13 protein-coding genes are annotated in these 17,620 nt (G+C 41.9%); 9 read left to right on the top strand and 4 right to left on the bottom strand.

The annotated features are described in order from the left end of the window. Window position 1 precedes the first annotated feature (1 nt). Window positions 2–526, top strand: a complete 525-nt coding sequence (locus tag HWQ39_RS29265) for a Tol biopolymer transporter periplasmic protein (protein WP_292853247.1) — start codon at window positions 2–4, stop codon at window positions 524–526. 74 nt (window positions 527–600) lie between these two features. Here the strand turns inward: HWQ39_RS29265 and HWQ39_RS29260 are convergent, their stop codons facing one another. After that, a complete protein-coding gene (locus HWQ39_RS29260) occupies window positions 601–1,608 on the bottom strand; it encodes a succinate dehydrogenase/fumarate reductase iron-sulfur subunit (protein WP_292853245.1) in 1,008 nt (335 codons plus the stop codon). Between the two features lie 1,470 nt (window positions 1,609–3,078). On the opposite strand from HWQ39_RS29260, the gene HWQ39_RS29255 reads away from it, so the two are divergent. Further along, window positions 3,079–3,516, top strand: a complete 438-nt coding sequence (locus tag HWQ39_RS29255) for an AbrB family transcriptional regulator (RefSeq protein ID WP_094350106.1) — start codon at window positions 3,079–3,081, stop codon at window positions 3,514–3,516. Between the two features lie 148 nt (window positions 3,517–3,664). Then, a complete protein-coding gene (locus HWQ39_RS29250) occupies window positions 3,665–4,540 on the top strand; it encodes a type II CAAX endopeptidase family protein (protein ID WP_292853243.1) in 876 nt (291 codons plus the stop codon). Window positions 4,541–4,629: 89 nt separating this feature from the next. On the opposite strand, the gene HWQ39_RS29245 is transcribed toward HWQ39_RS29250, so the two are convergent. Next, window positions 4,630–5,592 (bottom strand): M48 family metallopeptidase, encoded by a 963-nt coding sequence (locus HWQ39_RS29245; RefSeq protein WP_292853241.1) that lies wholly within the window; start codon window positions 5,590–5,592, stop codon window positions 4,630–4,632. Window positions 5,593–5,727: 135 nt separating this feature from the next. On the opposite strand from HWQ39_RS29245, the gene HWQ39_RS29240 reads away from it, so the two are divergent. The 6 genes from HWQ39_RS29240 to HWQ39_RS29215 all read left to right on the top strand — a co-directional run bounded on the left by HWQ39_RS29240 (window position 5,728) and on the right by HWQ39_RS29215 (window position 16,707). Next, complete coding sequence (locus tag HWQ39_RS29240; protein WP_292853239.1) at window positions 5,728–7,305, top strand: ATP-dependent DNA helicase; 1,578 nt, start codon at window positions 5,728–5,730, stop codon at window positions 7,303–7,305. Window positions 7,306–7,338: 33 nt separating this feature from the next. Next, a complete protein-coding gene (locus HWQ39_RS29235) occupies window positions 7,339–7,512 on the top strand; it encodes a hypothetical protein (protein ID WP_292853237.1) in 174 nt (57 codons plus the stop codon). Between the two features lie 17 nt (window positions 7,513–7,529). Next, on the top strand, window positions 7,530–7,745 hold the full coding sequence (locus HWQ39_RS29230) for a DUF2839 domain-containing protein (protein ID WP_292853235.1): 216 nt from the start codon (window positions 7,530–7,532) through the stop codon (window positions 7,743–7,745). Between the two features lie 960 nt (window positions 7,746–8,705). Beyond that, the gene (locus tag HWQ39_RS29225) at window positions 8,706–9,050 is read left to right on the top strand and encodes a DUF1815 family protein (protein ID WP_179067221.1); all 345 of its coding nucleotides are present in this window, start codon (window positions 8,706–8,708) and stop codon (window positions 9,048–9,050) included. Window positions 9,051–10,273: 1,223 nt separating this feature from the next. Further along, complete coding sequence (locus HWQ39_RS29220; protein ID WP_292853233.1) at window positions 10,274–11,605, top strand: P-loop NTPase fold protein; 1,332 nt, start codon at window positions 10,274–10,276, stop codon at window positions 11,603–11,605. Continuing rightward, window positions 11,581–16,707, top strand: coding sequence for a hypothetical protein (locus HWQ39_RS29215; protein WP_292853231.1), 5,127 nt, complete (start codon window positions 11,581–11,583; stop codon window positions 16,705–16,707). Before HWQ39_RS29220 ends, HWQ39_RS29215 begins: the two co-directional genes overlap by 25 nt. A gap of 22 nt (window positions 16,708–16,729) precedes the next feature. On the opposite strand, the gene HWQ39_RS29210 is transcribed toward HWQ39_RS29215, so the two are convergent. Further along, window positions 16,730–16,948, bottom strand: a complete 219-nt coding sequence (locus HWQ39_RS29210; RefSeq protein ID WP_292853229.1) for an AbrB/MazE/SpoVT family DNA-binding domain-containing protein — start codon at window positions 16,946–16,948, stop codon at window positions 16,730–16,732. A 246-nt stretch (window positions 16,949–17,194) separates the two neighbouring features. Next, complete coding sequence (locus tag HWQ39_RS29205; protein ID WP_292853227.1) at window positions 17,195–17,530, bottom strand: hypothetical protein; 336 nt, start codon at window positions 17,528–17,530, stop codon at window positions 17,195–17,197. Window positions 17,531–17,620 lie beyond the last annotated feature (90 nt).

Here is a 17,620-nt window from a genome sequence, read left to right as displayed (position 1 = left end):
TATGAAACGTGTTTTTTTTATACCTGTATTTTTCTGCTTAAGTTTATTGACTGGGTGTTTTGGCTACCCTCGAATTTTGAGTTATCCCTTTGATCCAGGGGGTCGGAGTCTTAATAGTTTAGCGTCGGAATTAAACCCCCAAATTTCTGGGAGATACATTGTTTTTATTACTGACCGACGGGGTAGCCAAGATGTTTATATGTTTGATACGGTGACTCGTGATTTGGTTGATTTACCAGGTTTAAACTCCTTTGATGCGATCGCAAATCATCCCAGTGTTTCTCAAGATGGTCGTTATATTGTCTTTGGTGCTAGCCGTCAGGGGCGATCGGCGATTTTTCTCTACGACCGGGAAACACGCCAATCGCGGAATTTGACTAATAACTTGCAAGCGGAAGTCCGCAACCCTACAATTAGCGCTGATGGTAGCAGGATTGCCTTTGAATCTAGTAATAACGGGCAGTGGGATGTTTTAGTATATGACCGTTATGGACAGCCGTTGAATATACCTCAAGAACCGCGTTGAGATTGGGGACTGGGAACTAGGGACTGGGGACTGGGAAAGAATTCTTTTAATCCCTATTCCCTATTCCCTATTCCCTATTCCTTATTCCCTACTTCTTGTTGCACAGATTCAATGAGCGATCGCACTTGTTCTGTCCCCTCTGAAGGTTCAAATGATAGGGGAAATTTACCCCGGAGGATCATTCGCAAACCGAGGGGTGCAAGACTGAGTAATCCTTTTAAATCCTGAAAATAATTACCGACAACTTGTAAACCAAATTGACGTTCATCAATCCAACCACCTTCTTTAACTAAATCTACCAATACTTTTCGGTGACGAATTGAGCGACTATCGTCGGCTTGTTTCTGGGTGAGAATTTCTTGTTTAACTTTGGTGATTTGTTCTAATGGTGCAACTTCCATTGGACAAACTGAATCGCAGTACAAACAACGGGTGCAACCCCACACGCCTTTAGTACCTTCGTTGTAGCTTTCTAAACGATTTTCGGTATCGCTATCGCGGGAATCTGCTACCATTCGGTAAGCTTTGGCAAGGGCATGAGGCCCTACAAAGTCGGGATTAACTTCACGGGCGTTGCATTCAGAATAACAAGCACCGCACATAATACAGTTACCAGTTTGATCGAGGCGCGATCGCTCTTGTGGTGTTTGCAAAAACTCTCTTTCAGGTACTTGTCGTGCTGCTGTACTCACATAAGGGGCAACTGCCTCAAGATTATTCCAGAAACTACTCATATCTACAACCAAATCTTTAATCACGGGCATATTGCCAAGAGGCGCGATCGTGATTTCAGGAATCGCATTTACTTTACTTGGGGATGATGGTATTTGTTGTAATCTGGCAAGTTCACTGCCAACATTTTCTTTACAAGCTAAAGCTGAACGCCCATTAATTCGGATAGCACAGCTACCACAAATGGTATTACGGCAATTTTTGCGAAATGCCAAAGTTCCATCTTGCTCCCACTTAATCTGATTGAGGCAATCCAAGATTGTATTACCTGGTTCTGCCTCTAGCAGGTAGGTTTGTACAACAGGGGAGGCATTTTGTTGCTGTCGAATGACCTTAAAAATAACTTCCATAACCATTAACCAAAATTTTAAAATTGCTCTGCCAGCCTCAAAAATCATGGGTCAAGCAGGTAGTTCCGAAAAGTGAGCTATACTTTTTTGCCCTTAATTCAAACTCTGATGTTAATAGACTGACGATTAAAAGGCAACTGATTCTAGTTTAAGGATAACCATTAAAATTTTACTTGTAGCAGCCCTTTAAACAAGAATTTTGTCAAATTCTGAGTTAAAACGCCAAAAATGTAATTGCCGCTTTGCATTGAATTTACCTATTTGGGAATATAAAGGAAAGAGGGTTTGCTTAAAAAGGAACTTAGGTTAATTTTTGACCTAGCGAGCATATCCAAATGAAATGCATGTCAGGTTAGCAACACATCTTGATGTCAACTAGAGTCAAGCAGTCCTGACTCTAAAATTCTGTCAGGCCGTAGCGAAGGCAGAATTTTTTGATTATATAGAAGTGTGAAAGCCCATGTTTAATATATAGTAGTAGCAATCAATCACTAGGCAGATGTTAAGAGATTTGTTCTTCCCATAGACAGACGTGCAAAATCCTCTTACCACTTTTGACCTGAAGATAATAAACCGAGGAAAAATCCTCACCACTTTCAAATAAAAGTTAGAGAACCGCGAAACCCTGATAGGCGAGACTTTTTGGTTTTTGGCTTGCTCTCAATCTAGAAAATATTGGATTGAACTCATTGGTCAAAACTGCTCGTCTCAATTATATAAATTTTTATAAAATCTAGATGGCAATGCTCAGGCTTGCAATAAAGGGTTAAGAAAATCGTCACTGCTTTTTTCAACTTTCAAGTCCAGGAATTTAAATAAAAATTTACCAGCAACTTTAATTCAAAATTAAACAACTATTTTGCTATTATTAGTCCATGCTAGTATTTAATATAAAATTACGAAGTGACAAAACCAGAATCAATAGCCGTATCAGCGCGGTTACTACTGCTTTGTTGATTCGTAATGTAGAGACAAGAGAATTCGCGTCTCTACTGGCAGGACAAAGGGGTGTATGCCCGTAGGACTCTATTAAAATACTATGCTGTCCTAAGCTTGGGAGGACGAGTAGAGAAAACTCTACTTGTTCATTGGCAAGAAAGGCAAGCACTGAAAGTGAAAAACCTGCAATTTTTTGCGTCTACGACTTATTTGCAGTAGAACCTACCCCATTTGTAAAGGTGATTGAAAGTTACACCGCTACAATAGCGCCAAAGGAAAAAATAGTTTTCTTTCTGATGGCGAATAATGGTTAAAAGTGCCGTAACATCACCAAAATTAATGTCTATGGTAACTATAGCCTCTAGTTGGTTGTAGACAACCATATATAGAAGTGCTTTTGGCTCCTATCGGCAGGAATTCACCCGTTACATTAGGGTCTTCAGTAGCTCTATGCAAATGCTAAAAAGTCAAATGCTGGCATAAGACTACATTGTTTATCAGCTTGGAGAGAGTAAGGAAAATTTGAGCATAATGACTGAAACTGCAACCGCGCCATTAACCGGAAAAGCACTACTTGCTAAAGTAAAAGAACTTTCCACATTACCACGCCGAGAAAGAGCTAAACAGTGCGGCTATTACACTGTTACTAAGAATAACCAGGTGCGTGTCAATCTCACCGATTTTTATGACGCTTTGCTATCTGCTAGGGGAATTCCTCTAAGTCCAGAAGCACCGAAAGATGGTCGTGGCCGCGAACCGACATATCGGGTTAGTGTCCATCAAAATGGTCAGATTGTAATTGGTGCTACATATACCAAAGCAATGGGCTTAAAGGCTGGAGATGAGTTTGAAATTAGACTGGGATACAAACATATTCACCTGATTCAACTAGGTGAAAGTGATAAAAAACTAACCTCACAAGATATAGATTCTGACGAATCAGACGAAGATTTGGAAGACGAAGAGTAAATTTGCTGATGGTAGGGATAAGTTTCAGGTGATGATAACTTGTCCCTAGCCCAACAGCAAACTGATAACCAGGTAAAAAATACGATTAGACTCCTTGCAGAAGTCACCAAATTTAGTAGAGTCTTGATTAATCGGCAAGAAATCTATAATGCAAGAAGTCTATCGTGTTTTTTTATTTATTTTGATAACTTTCTTTGAGCCTTCGGTCAATGCATTACTGGCATTTATAGAAAATGCACCAGCACTAGTGATAGTGGTGGCATTTTTTGTTTGCTGGATAGTTTGCTGGTTGCCAGTAGCGACAGTATCAGCAATTTTGCTCAATTGGCAACCCCCTAAACCTTTGCAACCAGAGCAGAAAATGCCATTATTGGTGTCACTTTACCTATTAGCTCCTCTGATTCTTTGGGGAGTTGTTTGGCTGACTAATAAATCTTTTTCAGATTACGGCTTTGTTGCTAATCTTTCAACTCTTGGCTATTTAGCGCTAGGTTTTGCTTTGGGAGTCGGGAGTCTAGCTATTGTATTTGGTGGACAATTCGGGTTAGGTTTATGTTCTTTTGAAAAGACGAATTTCAAGTTACTACTACCCATATTACTACCGATTTTCTTAATAGCGTTATTAGTCGGTGGCATAGAAGAATTAATTTTTCGCGGTTTCCTGTTCACAGAATTAGCGCAAGATTACCCAGTTTGGGTAGCAGCAGTAATTTCTAGCTTAATTTTTGCCTTGTTACATCTGGTTTGGGAACAACGCGAAACTTTACCCCAACTGCCTGGATTATGGCTGATGGGAATGGTGCTGGTGTTGGCACGCTTTGCCGCCAGTGATAATTTGGGTTTAGCTTGGGGACTGCACGCGGGATGGGTATGGGCGATCGCTACCATAGATACAGCAGAACTAATTACTTACACTGGTAAAGTCTCTGACTGGTTCACTGGTAAAAATAACAAACCCCTAGCTGGCTTGGCGGGAATTATTTGTGTACTGGGAACTGGAGTAATTATCTGGTTAAACTCTTAAGGATTTTAATTTCCTGTAAAAAGTTGCTACCCAAATCCCCGACTTCGTAAAAGTTGTCGGGGATCTAAATCCACCTTTAGTGCTAAAAACTACTGATTCCTTCTGATTCTGTCGATTTCCCGTTGTAATTCTTCAATTTGACGGCGTAAAGCTTCTGTTTGATTTTCAGAAGATTCTGCTGAAACGTTTACCGATCCAGAAGCAGGCGATCGCTGATAATTTCCTCGGCGAATTTGCTGATATTCTTCGGATATTGCCCACGACCGTAAGTAATGCAAGCGTTCAACAGGGAAAGGATGGCTCAACATACTACCTTGAGCGCCATTGTAGATCAAGAATTTATATATCTGATTCAGTCCATCTTCATCTAGCGCTTGATAATTTTCTGACTGCTTGATGAACTCTTGTAAACTACACTCATTGGCATATTTGTGACTACCGCCAGAGAGTTTCATCATCGTTGACATCACCGGATTCAAGTCATCCACCACTAGTAGTGCAGCACGATCTGACGATAACTCGGCTTTGCGTCGCCACTCAAAAAAGGCGTAAATCAAGCCTTGGGTGACAATATTACCGATGCCGAAGGTCAATTCTCCCAAGGCAGAGGCAGCATTCATCGCCCACATCGCCATTTGAATTAAAATAGTATGACCACATTTAATATGCCCCAGTTCATGGGCTAGCACCGTCCGAATCTCGGTTTCGTCTAGTAAGTCTAATATCCCTGTATTTATAACTATGTAAGGATTCTCTTGCCCCAACGCATAGCTATTTGCTTCGGGATTTTGCGAGACAAACAGTGCTGGTTCTGGGTAAATATCTAAATCCCGGACGCATTCGCGAAACATCTGGTAAATAGTGGAATATTGACGCGGCCCGACTTGGATGGTGTTACCCATTAGATAGACTAATTGAGGGCGTTCGTAGATAAATTCCACAAATTTACGAGCGATTAAATCAAATCCTGGTAAATTTCGTAAAGCTTGCTCGGCTTGGCGATCTAGTGGATGCCTGAAGGCTTCGCTGGAAATTCCTGTGTAAGTTGGCATAATTCAGGGTATTGGGTGATTTGTCATTGGTCATTGGTCATTATTTTTGGATCACAAATGACAAAGGACAAATAACAAGATAATAGAAATGGGGCAATTGGCAGTAAAAGTCACTTTGTATGGAATTGTAAGCGTGTGATTGAGGCAGAAGTTCATTTGTCACTACATAACTTTTTGCGATCGCAAGCGGGGTTCCCTTCCTGGCCCCATCATTTGACGATGGCACGGTTGGTAGCACGCGCCTTGCGCCTGGGACGTAGCGCCCTAATTCAAGTCGGGGCAGTTTGTGGTTATCAAGGGCGGTATCGTACTAGTTTCGTAGCATCAGCCCTAATGTGGCATGGCCCTGTAATTATTGTTGCTCAAGAAGCAGTGCAGCAACTTCTGCTGCGGGTGGAAATTCCCCGCCTACAGCAGTGGCTACCAACCAATAAATCGATTAGAACAGGTGACGCTTGGCCTGATGCCCAGTTTCAAGGGCTGCTGTTAACCTCCCCAGAAGCTTGGTTAAGAGGACAATTGGCTGGTGGCGATCGCTTTCCCCAAGGTATTCCTACAATTATTGATGGGGTAGACGATCTCGAAGATTGGGTGCGCGATCAACTTACCCAACATATTCAACCCCATGACTGGGATCAACTGATGCTGGCTTGCCCAAACCAAGCTGAAGCAATTCGCGAAGCACGGATACAACTAACACACGAACTTTTCCAGCATCCGGCTAATCCATATCAGTGCTATCTAATTTCCCAGCCAGAAATAGAAATTTTGAGTCGTCTGTATTTGGCTTTAGAGTCAGTACAATCACTGCCAGAACCTTGGAAACAATTCTGGCAACAATTTCAAACCCTTGATGAAAATCTTTTCCTCCCTACCTCCCCTGCTTCCCCTGCCCCCCCTCCTCTCTTCTGGGCGACTATTGCCCATCGACAAGGTTTATTTTCTTTGCACTACGCCCCAATGGAATTAGGCGAAATACTCTCGCCAATTTGGCAGCGACAACCAGTCGTTTTAGTTGGTAGCGCCATCGAACCGGAAACTGAGGCTCCCCTTTTCCGCCAACGCCTGGGTTTGGAAGATTTAACTTGCCTAAAATTCTCTTCGGAGAGTCAAGCAGAAGCAATTCAACTTTATGTACCTTATAAGTTGCCTCTACCTAACACACCAGAGTTTCAAGCGGCATTTATTCACAAAGTCCGCACACTGGTTTGTTTAAGTGCGACAGTACCAGGATTGACGGTTATCTTGGTGGGGGATGTACCACTAAAATCTCAAGTTGCGACAATTTTGGCCTCAGAGTTTGGTTCGCGGGTACAAGTAGAAAAAACTTGTTTGGATGAAAATGGTATTTTGATTAGCGGTTGGGAATTTTGGCGAGAACATCAACGAGTTTTGCCAGCACCTCATCTGTTAATCATTGCGACTTTACCCCTACCATCTTTGGAAAATCCCCTGGTAGCTGGTAGAGTAGCTCTTTATAAGCGATCGCATCAAGATTGGTTCCGTTTATACTTGTTGCCAGCAGCTTTAAATGAATTACAACGTGCGATCGCTCCAGTACGAGAAAGTCAAGGAATCGTAGCTTTACTTGATAGTCGTGTAGTTAACCGCAGCTACGGCGCTCAAATTCTCGCAGCTTTAAGTCCTCTGGCACGCATCAACTATCTCGATCCGAGTCTGTTTTCTAATACCGATGATGAAAATTCCGCCTAAAGTCCAGTTACCAATGCCCTTTAGGAGTGCTGAGTGCTGTTAGCGATAACGGAGCATTTTGCCCAATGCCCCATACTCAATTTAAATTTTGTCAACCAAAATGCGATCGCTTCAAAGCAAGCACTATTATCAGCTTATAAAAGATATGCGATTCATCGCCTCTCTGTAGCGATGATTCCTGGCAAAATAAATTTAGAACCTAAGTAAAATTTGAGTTGCTGATTATGGGTGAAGCAAAACGTCGTAAAACCACACAGAAGGAAACATACGGTCAAGAGGCTCGCATCTTGCCTTGGGTTCCCATCACAAAAAATCAAGGCGAACAATTTGTCGCTTGGACTACTCGTGGTGCCTGGATAGGCATTGGTATTATGGTTGTAGGATGGGCAACTATCCGTTTTATCGGCCCAGCTTTCGGTTGGTGGCAAGTAGTCTACTAATTCGTAATACTCGCCTCCGGCGAGAAGCAAGCTACGTAATTCGTAATTATTGGTGAAAGATTGCACCAAATTGTCAAATTGGCGGTTTATATTCCCAAAATAGTTAAAAATATTGCCTAAATGACAACATTGCTCTCCTGAGTTTAGGTATTGTCAGTGTTGGGTTGATTTGTTTTGTCTATCAATCAACTTGGCTTTGTGAAAAACCTTAATCCCCCCTTGGAAAGGTGGGAAAAAATAAATCTAGTTCCCTGCCCTTTATAAGGGCAGGGTTAGGGTGGGGTAAAACTGACACGAAAAACCAGGTGAGTAAACTATTTCAGACTTGTGTATGTTTGTATGTTATTTAATTCTTATTGCTAACCCAAGCCTATTAGTCTATCAATTACGTGAAGTTTGTGTAAAGAGCTACGGTTGACCTACTATTAGCACGGAATATGAGATTTGCACTGTCATCTGTTTAACTTTATGTATACAGGAGGAATGAGTTTGGTATACTTCGTCATTTGTCTATACCAAAATCTACGGTAGAAAGAGAATAGACCAAATATCTGAGTAAAAGACACTATAGTGACGTAAAACTATGTCATAGCTTCTACTTATAGTCAACTTGGCTAAATGTCATCAATAAAAACGAAATATATAGCTTTTCCGCACTTGACTAGTGCTAAATTTAAGTTACTCTTAAGGCTGATCGCTTCTTGTAAGAATCTACCCTGACAGAAGTGTATAAAGATATAGTTAAATTTAGCAATTCTGTCCGAGATTTTGAATTTGCAAACTGAATAGTTTGATACGGCCCTCAAAACCCCGATCCGCTACCCTAAACAAGGTAGTCAATTAACGACTCAATATTATCTGTCTGGTAATTGTAGTGAATAGTTTACAATACCAGTGGATGAGAAAATCTAAAGAAAATATAAAAGAGACTCAAATAACTGTGGTGTCTGGAGGACAAAAGTGTTTCTGAGACTAGCACATCAACATCGACAATTCGTCCAAGACTTGGTAATGAACCTGCAAGCATTGGCGGTTGTACTTGAGCGGCGTGGGTATCCCGCGTCTTGCTACACCTGTGGCGACCAAATGAATAGTGCATCATTTATGGTTAGCTTGGGTGATAACCATCTAATTCGGTTTTTAGTGTCCGATTACGGGATCACTTGGACGGAAATGCGGGATGACCGCGAATTAATGAAGCTAGAAGGTGCGGAAGCAATTAGCCAGTTAGACGAACTGGCTAATCTTGTCAAGCAATCTATGCAAACTGATACAGGCACTAAAACTCTTGCCAAGAAGTATTAAGTTTCCAAAGATCGATGGCAAGTTATAAATTGATTATCGGTAACTGGTAATCGGTAATAGTGGCCTAGTTAGTGATCGCTCTTACCCATTCTCCATTACCATTAAGTGATTGGCTCGTAGCTTGCCCATCGCAAATTTTTTGGATTTGCCAAAACCTCACTAACGCTCTTTTATTACTCTCGTCAGATTAAATTTGAAACCCTATTTTGGCGTTAGTCCGCGCATGCGGACTTTATTTGTGCAGCTACATTCGGCGCAACGCGATTCACAACAGTACATTTGAGAACTTTTAACTTTACCGCCAGTGATGTGATTACAAAGGTAAAGACCAAGGCAAGAAGTAAAGTGCTTTACCCGCTTTTGTGACTCTAGGCAGAGGAAAAATAGAAATAAGAGATATTGAAGTTTTGAAAAATTGAGCGAGTCACGTCGCAACTCTTGGAGACGCTGCGCGTAGCAAGATCCCCAAAGGGATAAGCTCCGAATTCAAAATTAATGAATTAATGATCCCGATAAATAAATTTAGGGGCTTGTATACTTTTCGTTTTCGGTCAGATTATTAACAATAATTTGAAGTTGAAAAAATCTCTCAGATAGCTTAGAGGATGTTGGAAAAGTCTAAATTATTACTAACCTTGGCGACCAGAAGTCGCGGCTATACAGACATAACCCACCTCCGTGGGTTTCAAATTCTTTGAGTCTGCATAGGCGGACTTGGTTTTTGTAGCCGCGATTTCTAATTGCTTGGTATATTTGCTTTCGTTGAGATGCTCCCTTCAAGAGAGCGACAAAATTGTACTTAACAGTACCTTTTTTTGTGTTGGATATTTTTAATATTCATAAGAGTACCTTATTTGATATTAGATATTTTTGCTATTTGTACTTATAGTAGTATTTTTGCTTAATTTAACTCAAACATCATTATTAATATATGCTATATCAAACATATAGGACTCGTATTTGATTGGGTGAAAAAACTCAGTACACGTCTATTCCCTTCTTCCGAGTTAGGAGTTCCCTCCTTACACAAGTAAGTTCAGTAATCAAAGACGCTCGATGACTCGCTACCGCTTCGCTATCGGATTCCTATAGATATAAACAATTATCCAGAATACTGCTAGTTTAGTTAGTAGTTTGATTAAAAGAAGGCATAAATTACCTAAAATAAATATATTTATCTAGTAAATTTTTTCATCCCCATTCCTGAGTGAACTTGATTAGTTATGCTCCTAGATTTAGAAAGATTTTATCAGGCTTGCAATCCGAGCAGACCTCTAATTATAGGAAACCTTAGCGATCGCCGATACTATATCGATTTTGCTGCGGTACGGGGTGGCAAAATTATCGAGGCTTTGCAGCGCACGATCGCTCGAATCTCTCCAAATGCTCCAACTTGTCAGCTATTTACTGGGCATCTCGGTTGTGGAAAATCAACGGAGTTGTTGCGGCTGCAAGCTGAGTTAGAAGTGGAGCAATTTCATGTAGTTTACTTTGAGTCTACCCACGTCTTAGAAATGGCCGATGTGGATGTGACTGATATTTTGTTAGCGATCGCAGGACAGGTAAGTGAAAGCTTAGAAGCGATGAAAATTAGGCTCAAACCTGCCTATTTTACCAAGTTGTTTGGTGAAATTGTCGATTTTCTGCAAACGCCTATTGAACTTGGGGTAGAAGCAGAGTTATCTGTAGGAATTGCCAAAATTACAGCTAAAACTAAAGAAAGTCCCCAATTGCGGCGGCGGCTAAGAGATTATCTAGAACCGCGAACAGCAAACATTTTACAGTCAATTAATCAAGAATTACTAGAACCTGCCATCAAGCAACTAAAAGCTAGGGGGAAAAAAGGACTGGTAGTGATTGTTGATAACTTGGATCGAGTCGCAATTAGACCTTTACCATCGGGGCGATCGCTGCCAGAATATTTATTTATTCAGCGTGGTGAACAATTACGCAAACTGAATTGTCATGTAGTCTACACTATTCCCCTAGCCTTGACTTTTTCCAACGATAGCGCCGAACTTCAGCATCGTTTGGGGGGTGGAGTTGCACCAAAAGTTTTGCCGATGATACCTGTACGTCTGCGCTCTGGCGAGATTTTTCCGCAAGGGCTAACAATGTTGCGCCAAATGGTGCTAGCTAGAGCTTTTCCAGACATTTTAGCTAGCGATCGGTTAGGCTTAATTACAGAAGTGTTTGATAGTCTAGAAACCTTAGATCGATTGTGCTTGATTAGTGGTGGTCATGTGCGCGACTTACTAGGGTTGCTGTTTGACTGTCTGCGAGAACAAGATCCACCCTTTGAGCGGGAGTGTGTCGAATTGGTGATTCAAAGACAGCGAGATTACCGAGCTAACGCCATCGATCCCCAGGAGTGGGAATTAATCTTTCAGGTGGTGCAACAGCAGAGAGTTAGAGGTGATATAGAATACTATACTCTCTTGCGAAGTTTGTTTGTATTTGAATACCGCGATCATCAGGGAGCTTGGTTTGCCGTCAACCCAGTTTTAGCAGAGACGGAAAAATTTAAATCATGGTTGAACGACACCCACAAGTAGATGTCAGAGCAGCTAATGAGCAAGCTCTGCGGAGTTTAGGGAGAGCAATTACCCTTTCTAGCGGTCAATTTTCTCTAGTCTTGGTGTGCTGCAATTATCGAGCTTTGCAAGAGCGAATGCTGCAACGACTCGAAGAACTCTCTTCAGGAGGACACCAAATTTTAAAGGTCGTTTTGCCACATAATGCTAGAAGTCTTTATACAAGTATTCATTTACAACTGCTCACCGAAGATCGTCCGCCATCGGCGTTGATGATTTTGGGTTTAGAGTCAGTAGATGGAATCGATGATTTATTGAGGTCTATTAATCATATTCGGGATGAATTTCGCAAACGTCACCCATTTCCGATGATTTTGTGGGTGAATGAAGAAATATTGCAAAAAGTAGTCCGTTTGGCACCAGATTTTGCTAGTTGGGCGGCGACACCGATTCGGTTTGAAATGACAACTCAATCACTGCTGCAATTTCTGCAACAGGAAACTGACTCTTTATTTGCTACGGTGTTACTTAGTGATGCTGCACAACATCAAAATCTGCAAGTTGCAAAGCATTATTCCACTGTCGAGCAAGTCTGGGAACATAGCTATGAACTTCACTTTGCCATTAGAGAATTGCACAATCGTGGTATTACCTTAGAGCCAGAATTATACGCTAGTTTAGAATTTGTTTTTGGTCTAGATAATTATATTAGCGATCGCATCAATAAAGCTTTAAACCATTTTCAGCAAAGCTTGCAAGTTTGGCAAAAGTTGGCGGAAACTGAGAAAGCAGGGACAGGGGGAAATGAGGGGGTATTTTCTTCATTTATGCCTCCTAATCGCCCATCTCCCCTACTGCTGCGACAGGGAATTTTATTGTTTTATATTGGGCTGTGTTACTGCCGTTTTGCAGAGCAAAATCAAACAGAAAACCGCCGCCATTGGAATACAGCTAAATCTTATTTTCAGCAGTGCTTAAATATCTTGCAGGTAGCTGGGCGTTTAGATATAGTGGCTGGATTTATTAATCAACTTGCAGAGGTTTTGCAATATCTGCAAGAGTGGGAAGAGTTGCAGACAGTTGCTCAAAATTCTTTGGAGTTACATCAAACTTATGGTAGTCAAATTCAATTAGCTTGTGACTACGGTTTTCTGGCACAAGTGGCTGTACAGCAGTCGCGGTGGGTACAGGCAAGTATTTTAGCACACGTATCACTGCTGAAATTAGGTGAGGCGCAAAAGCAGAACGACCCTTATAACTGCTTATTTCCATTATTATTGGGGCAAATTTACTATTTAGTGTTGGCGAAGGCACAGCGAAATTTAGGTGAACTAGTAGTAGCTCATGAATACTTAGACAAGGCAACAAAAGAACTACCAGCAGCCTTAGAAAACAGTGCCCATCAATACGATGCCCATCGTTATATTCGCTTATTACGGACACTGCGATCGCTATACTTTGAAGAAGGGCGCTATCTAGAAGCCTATTGCATTCGACAGAAACGGCGTTCTGTTGAGCAGCAGTACGGTTTTCGGGCTTTTATTGGCGCAGGACGCTTGCAACCCCAAAGACAGGCGACAAACCCCGCATTGATGGCACCTTCTGGAAGTAGCAGCGTTGCTTTAGAAATTGCGGCTTCCGGTCGGGAGCGTGATATTAATAACTTAATTGGCAGAATTAGCCGCGCCGATCAAAAATTGACGGTGATTCACGGACAGTCAGGGGTGGGTAAGAGTTCCACCGTCACGGCAGGTTTAGTTCCAGCACTGCAAAATCGAGCCATTGGCGATCAAATAGCCGTGCCTGTGGTACTGCAAGTTTACACCGATTGGGCGCGGGAATTAGGGAAATCTTTAAGTGAGGCGATCTTTTGTGACGCATCCCTTGCTATTTATGCTGATATTAAGCCAGAAGCAGCCATTGAACCAGAAGTTTTACCCTACTCTGGCACACCTGTTACCATCCTCAGAATTTTACAACAACTAAAAGAAAATGCTGACAACCATCTGATCACAGTTTTGATTTTTGACCAGTTTGAAGAATTTTTCTTTGGTTATAGCGATCGCAATCAAAAGCAAGAATTTGATAAATTTATTAGCGACTGCCTGAATATACCCTTTGTCAAAGTTATCCTTTCCTTGCGAGAAGATTATTTACATCGCTTGTTAGACTTTAAACATCTTTCGGCACTAGAAGCGATTAATAATAATATTCTCGACAAGCATATCCGCTATCAATTAAATAATTTTTCGCCAGAATATGCTAAAGCAATTATCCGAAAATTGACCGAGCGATCGCAGTTTAATTTAGAACCGGCTTTAATTGATGCCTTAATCGAAGATTTATCAACTGAATTTGGAGAAGTCCGCCCCATTGAATTACAAGTTGTGGGAGCGCAAATCCAAGATGAGCGCATTACTACACTAGAAGAATATCAGCCATATAGACCCAACAAACTCATCGAGCGATATCTTAAGGAACTGATTAAAGACTGCGGCCCAGAAAATGAACGAGCCGCGTTACTTGTCTTATATTTATTAACAGATGAAAGCAACAACCGACCTTTCAAAACTCGTGCTGAATTAGCAGCGCAGCTAGCAGAGTTAGAAGATGCTGGCAAGTTAGAGTTAGTATTAGATATTTTAGTTAGTTCCGGTTTAGTGGTTCTATTTCCTGATGTCCCAGAACGCTATCAACTGATTCACGATTATTTAGTAGACTTAATTCGTTATCTACAACAACAAGAATCGAGCTTACAGGTACAACTTAACCAACTACGCTACAAAGTAGAACAAAGTAAAGCCGAGATTGAGCGACTTAAAAGCGAACTCCAAAATAAGCAGCGTTCTAAATTCGTAGTTCCTCATACCCAACAAGGATTAGATTTATTAACAGAATTGCGGGAGTTACAAAAGCGGGAAGAATTAAGCCAGTTAGAAATTGAGCAATTGCGAGCTGAACTTAAAGAAAAAGAGTTAACAGCTAAACTCGCAGAGAGTCAAGAACAACAAAGGCTCAGTGAAGCTAAATTAAATCGTTCGCTGAAAATTGCCCTAACTGCTTCCGTTCTCGCCATATTAGGATTAAGTGTTTCCATAGTCACAGCAATAGATAGCGAAATTAAAACCCTGAGTGTATCCAGTGAAGCCCTTTTTGCCTCACAAAAAGGTATTGATGCTTTAAAGGAAGGTTTAAAGGCGGGGAAAAAATTACAACAAACAGTTTGGGTCGATTCCTATACAAGAGAGCAAGTGCAGACGGCGCTTTATCAAGCAGTTTCGGGGGTAAGGGAGTATAACCGCTTAGAAGGGCATATATCTGGGGTAAATAGTGTTACATTTAGCAGCGATCGCGATCGCTCTTTAATTGCCTCAGCCAGTGCGGATAATACAATCAAACTTTGGCGTCCCGATGGTAGCTTGGTCAAAACCTTGTCGGGGCATGATGATGTAGTCAATAGCGTCAGTTTTAGCCCCGATAGTCAAATCCTTGCTTCCGCCAGTCAAGACAAAACAATAAAACTTTGGAGTCGAGAGGGTCAATTGCTTGCAACTCTATTAGGGCATCAAGCTGTAGTAAATAGTGTCAGTTTTAGCCCTGATGGTCAGATCATCGCTTCAGCGAGTACCGACAAGACGGTGAAACTGTGGAGTCGGGAAGGTAAATTACTCAAAACCTTGCAGGGACATAATGGTGCAGTTTTGGGTGTCGCTTGGTCAACTGATGGTCAAACCCTAGCTTCTGGGAGTGCTGACAAGACGGTGAAACTGTGGAGTCGGGACGGGAAATTACTCAACACCTTACAGGGACATGAAGATGCAATCAAAAGTGTAGCTTGGTCGCCCGATGGTCAAACTATTGCTTCTGCTAGTTTAGACCAGACTATCAAACTGTGGAATCTGAAAGGTAAGCTACTGCGAAACTTATCGGGGCATAGTGCTGGAGTTACCAGCGTCACGTTTAGCCCCGATGGAAAAACGATCGCTTCTGCAAGTACCGATGAGACAATCAAACTCTGGAGTTCTGAAGGTGTATTGCTGGGAACCCTGAAGGGGCACAATAATTGGGTGAACAGCATCAGCTTCAGCCCAGATGGTCGCACCCTTGCTTCCGCCAGTCGGGACAAAACTATTAAACTTTGGCATTGGGACGATGTGTTGCTGCGAAAGCCCAAAGCCGATAATGATGACTGGGTTACTAGCATCAGTTTTAGCCCAGGCGATCGCACCTTAGCAGCAGCAAGCCGAGATAAAACTGTAAAAATTTTCAGTCTAGACGGTAAACTTCTCCGTACATTCACAGGGCATAAAGGCCAAGTTTGGGGCGTTAGTTTCAGCCCCCACGGTCAAGTAATTGCTTCAGCTAGTAAAGATAAAACGGTAAAACTTTGGAGTGATGACGGTCAATTACTCAACACCTTACAAGGTCATAATGATGCCGTCTTGGGTGTTGCTTGGTCGCCTAATGGTCAAGTAATTGCCTCAGCTAGTAAAGATAAAACAGTCAAACTTTGGAGTCGTAACGGTCAACTGCTCAACACCTTGCAGGGACATCAAGACGCGGTGAATTGGGTCAGCTTTAGTCCAGATGGCAAGTTGCTAGCCTCAGCTAGTGATGACAAAACCGTGAAAATCTGGAGTGTCGATGGTAAATTGCTATACACATTAACTGGTCATATCCGCCGAGTAAATGGGGTTGCTTGGTCGCCAGATAGTCAGGCGATCGCTTCAGTTAGTATTGATAGCACAGTGAAGATTTGGAGCCGAGACGGTGAATTACTAAATAATCTCACGGGAGATGGCGATAGTTTCATCAGTGTCAGTTTTAGCCCCGATGGTAAGACTCTGGTAGCCAGCAGTGATGACAACATGAGGCTTTGGAACCGAGAAGGGACGTTACTGATTGCTTTGAAAGGTTATAAAGATGAGTTAACCAGCGTCACTTTCAGCCATGACGGCAAAACTTTGGCTGCGGGAAGTGCTAATGGTACGGTGATTTTACAGAATTTGGCAGATATCCAACTAGAAAAATTACTAGCGCAGGGTTGCCATTTGCTCCATGATTATTTGCAGACTAATCAAAAGGTAATGAATAGCGATCGTGCCTTGTGTTCTAGTAGGTGATAGCCTATTTGATTAATCGTCGCTACGGGTGAGGGTCATAAATTTGGTCAGTGGTGAAGTTTCCAGCAGCACAACCCCGCATGGTGTCAATCCAGGTTGAGATTTGATCGATAGGTTGTATTTTCTTGAAGTAGAGGCGATCGCCTTCGATTTCAAATGCTAATTCTAGGTTAGGAGAAATGTTTAGTACGTCTCGGATTTCAGGAGGGATGGTAATCTGACCGTCAGGTGTAATCCGCATAGTGTGTTTGTTGTTTAAGCGTTTTTATGTCCTCAATTTAGACTTTGACTCCAGTCTAGAAAAATTGTTGGCGCAAGCTTGTAATTGCGTCAGGAATTATTTTCAGAATAGTGGAGATGTGAAAGAGGATAAGTGGCATTTGTGCGATGGACTAGGCCCCACCGTAGGCGATCCCATTCCTAGAATCTCTCCTTAATTTAGCAGGTGGGGCCATACTCACTAACAAATATCGCTTACTTAAAGCAATTAGCACCCAAATTCTTCTCTAAGCCTGCGCCTTAAATCTCCAGAAATAGGTAACCAGTTAATTTCTTGGCAGATATTATTACGAGTTTCCCCATTTTGTAGGCGCTGTCTATAGATGGCTATTAACAATGTCTCTAGGCCAAACTTAGATAGCATATCAGCTGCCAAGCCTATTATTCCCAGCAGAACTATACCACCTATCATCCCTCCTGGCCCCAACATTGCTAAAGCTGCTGTAATAGCAGCAGCTCCGGTAAGACCTGTAGTAGCCATCGTAATTATAAGTATAATTGCAGGCAAACCTATTCCAGCTGCTTTCCTTACGAATTCGTCCATACTATATCCTCTAGTAAATACTGATATAACAGACTTCTTGGGGTTTCAAGTTTAGTGTTCCCCGAAATTTGTACGGCTCAACATCAAATA

This window comes from Nostoc sp. NMS8 (assembly GCF_017115045.1).
In the GTDB taxonomy this organism is placed as follows: Bacteria; Cyanobacteriota; Cyanobacteriia; order Cyanobacteriales; family Nostocaceae; genus Nostoc.
Note: the sequence above shows the minus strand (reverse complement) of the source record. Positions and strands in the feature narration are given on the sequence as shown.

What these genes read in the sequence shown, in the direction of transcription:
- HWQ39_RS29255 (WP_094350106.1), top strand. Translation starts at nt 3,079, where the DNA reads ATGACTGAAACTGCAACCGCGCCATTAACCGGAAAAGCACTACTTGCT.
- HWQ39_RS29205 (WP_292853227.1), bottom strand. Translation starts at nt 17,530, where the DNA reads ATGGACGAATTCGTAAGGAAAGCAGCTGGAATAGGTTTGCCTGCAATT.
- HWQ39_RS29260 (WP_292853245.1), bottom strand. Translation starts at nt 1,608, where the DNA reads ATGGAAGTTATTTTTAAGGTCATTCGACAGCAACAAAATGCCTCCCCT.
- HWQ39_RS29210 (WP_292853229.1), bottom strand. Translation starts at nt 16,948, where the DNA reads ATGCGGATTACACCTGACGGTCAGATTACCATCCCTCCTGAAATCCGA.
- HWQ39_RS29215 (WP_292853231.1), top strand. Translation starts at nt 11,581, where the DNA reads ATGGTTGAACGACACCCACAAGTAGATGTCAGAGCAGCTAATGAGCAA.
- HWQ39_RS29250 (WP_292853243.1), top strand. Translation starts at nt 3,665, where the DNA reads ATGCAAGAAGTCTATCGTGTTTTTTTATTTATTTTGATAACTTTCTTT.
- HWQ39_RS29265 (WP_292853247.1), top strand. Translation starts at nt 2, where the DNA reads ATGAAACGTGTTTTTTTTATACCTGTATTTTTCTGCTTAAGTTTATTG.
- HWQ39_RS29245 (WP_292853241.1), bottom strand. Translation starts at nt 5,592, where the DNA reads ATGCCAACTTACACAGGAATTTCCAGCGAAGCCTTCAGGCATCCACTA.
- HWQ39_RS29220 (WP_292853233.1), top strand. Translation starts at nt 10,274, where the DNA reads ATGCTCCTAGATTTAGAAAGATTTTATCAGGCTTGCAATCCGAGCAGA.
- HWQ39_RS29230 (WP_292853235.1), top strand. Translation starts at nt 7,530, where the DNA reads ATGGGTGAAGCAAAACGTCGTAAAACCACACAGAAGGAAACATACGGT.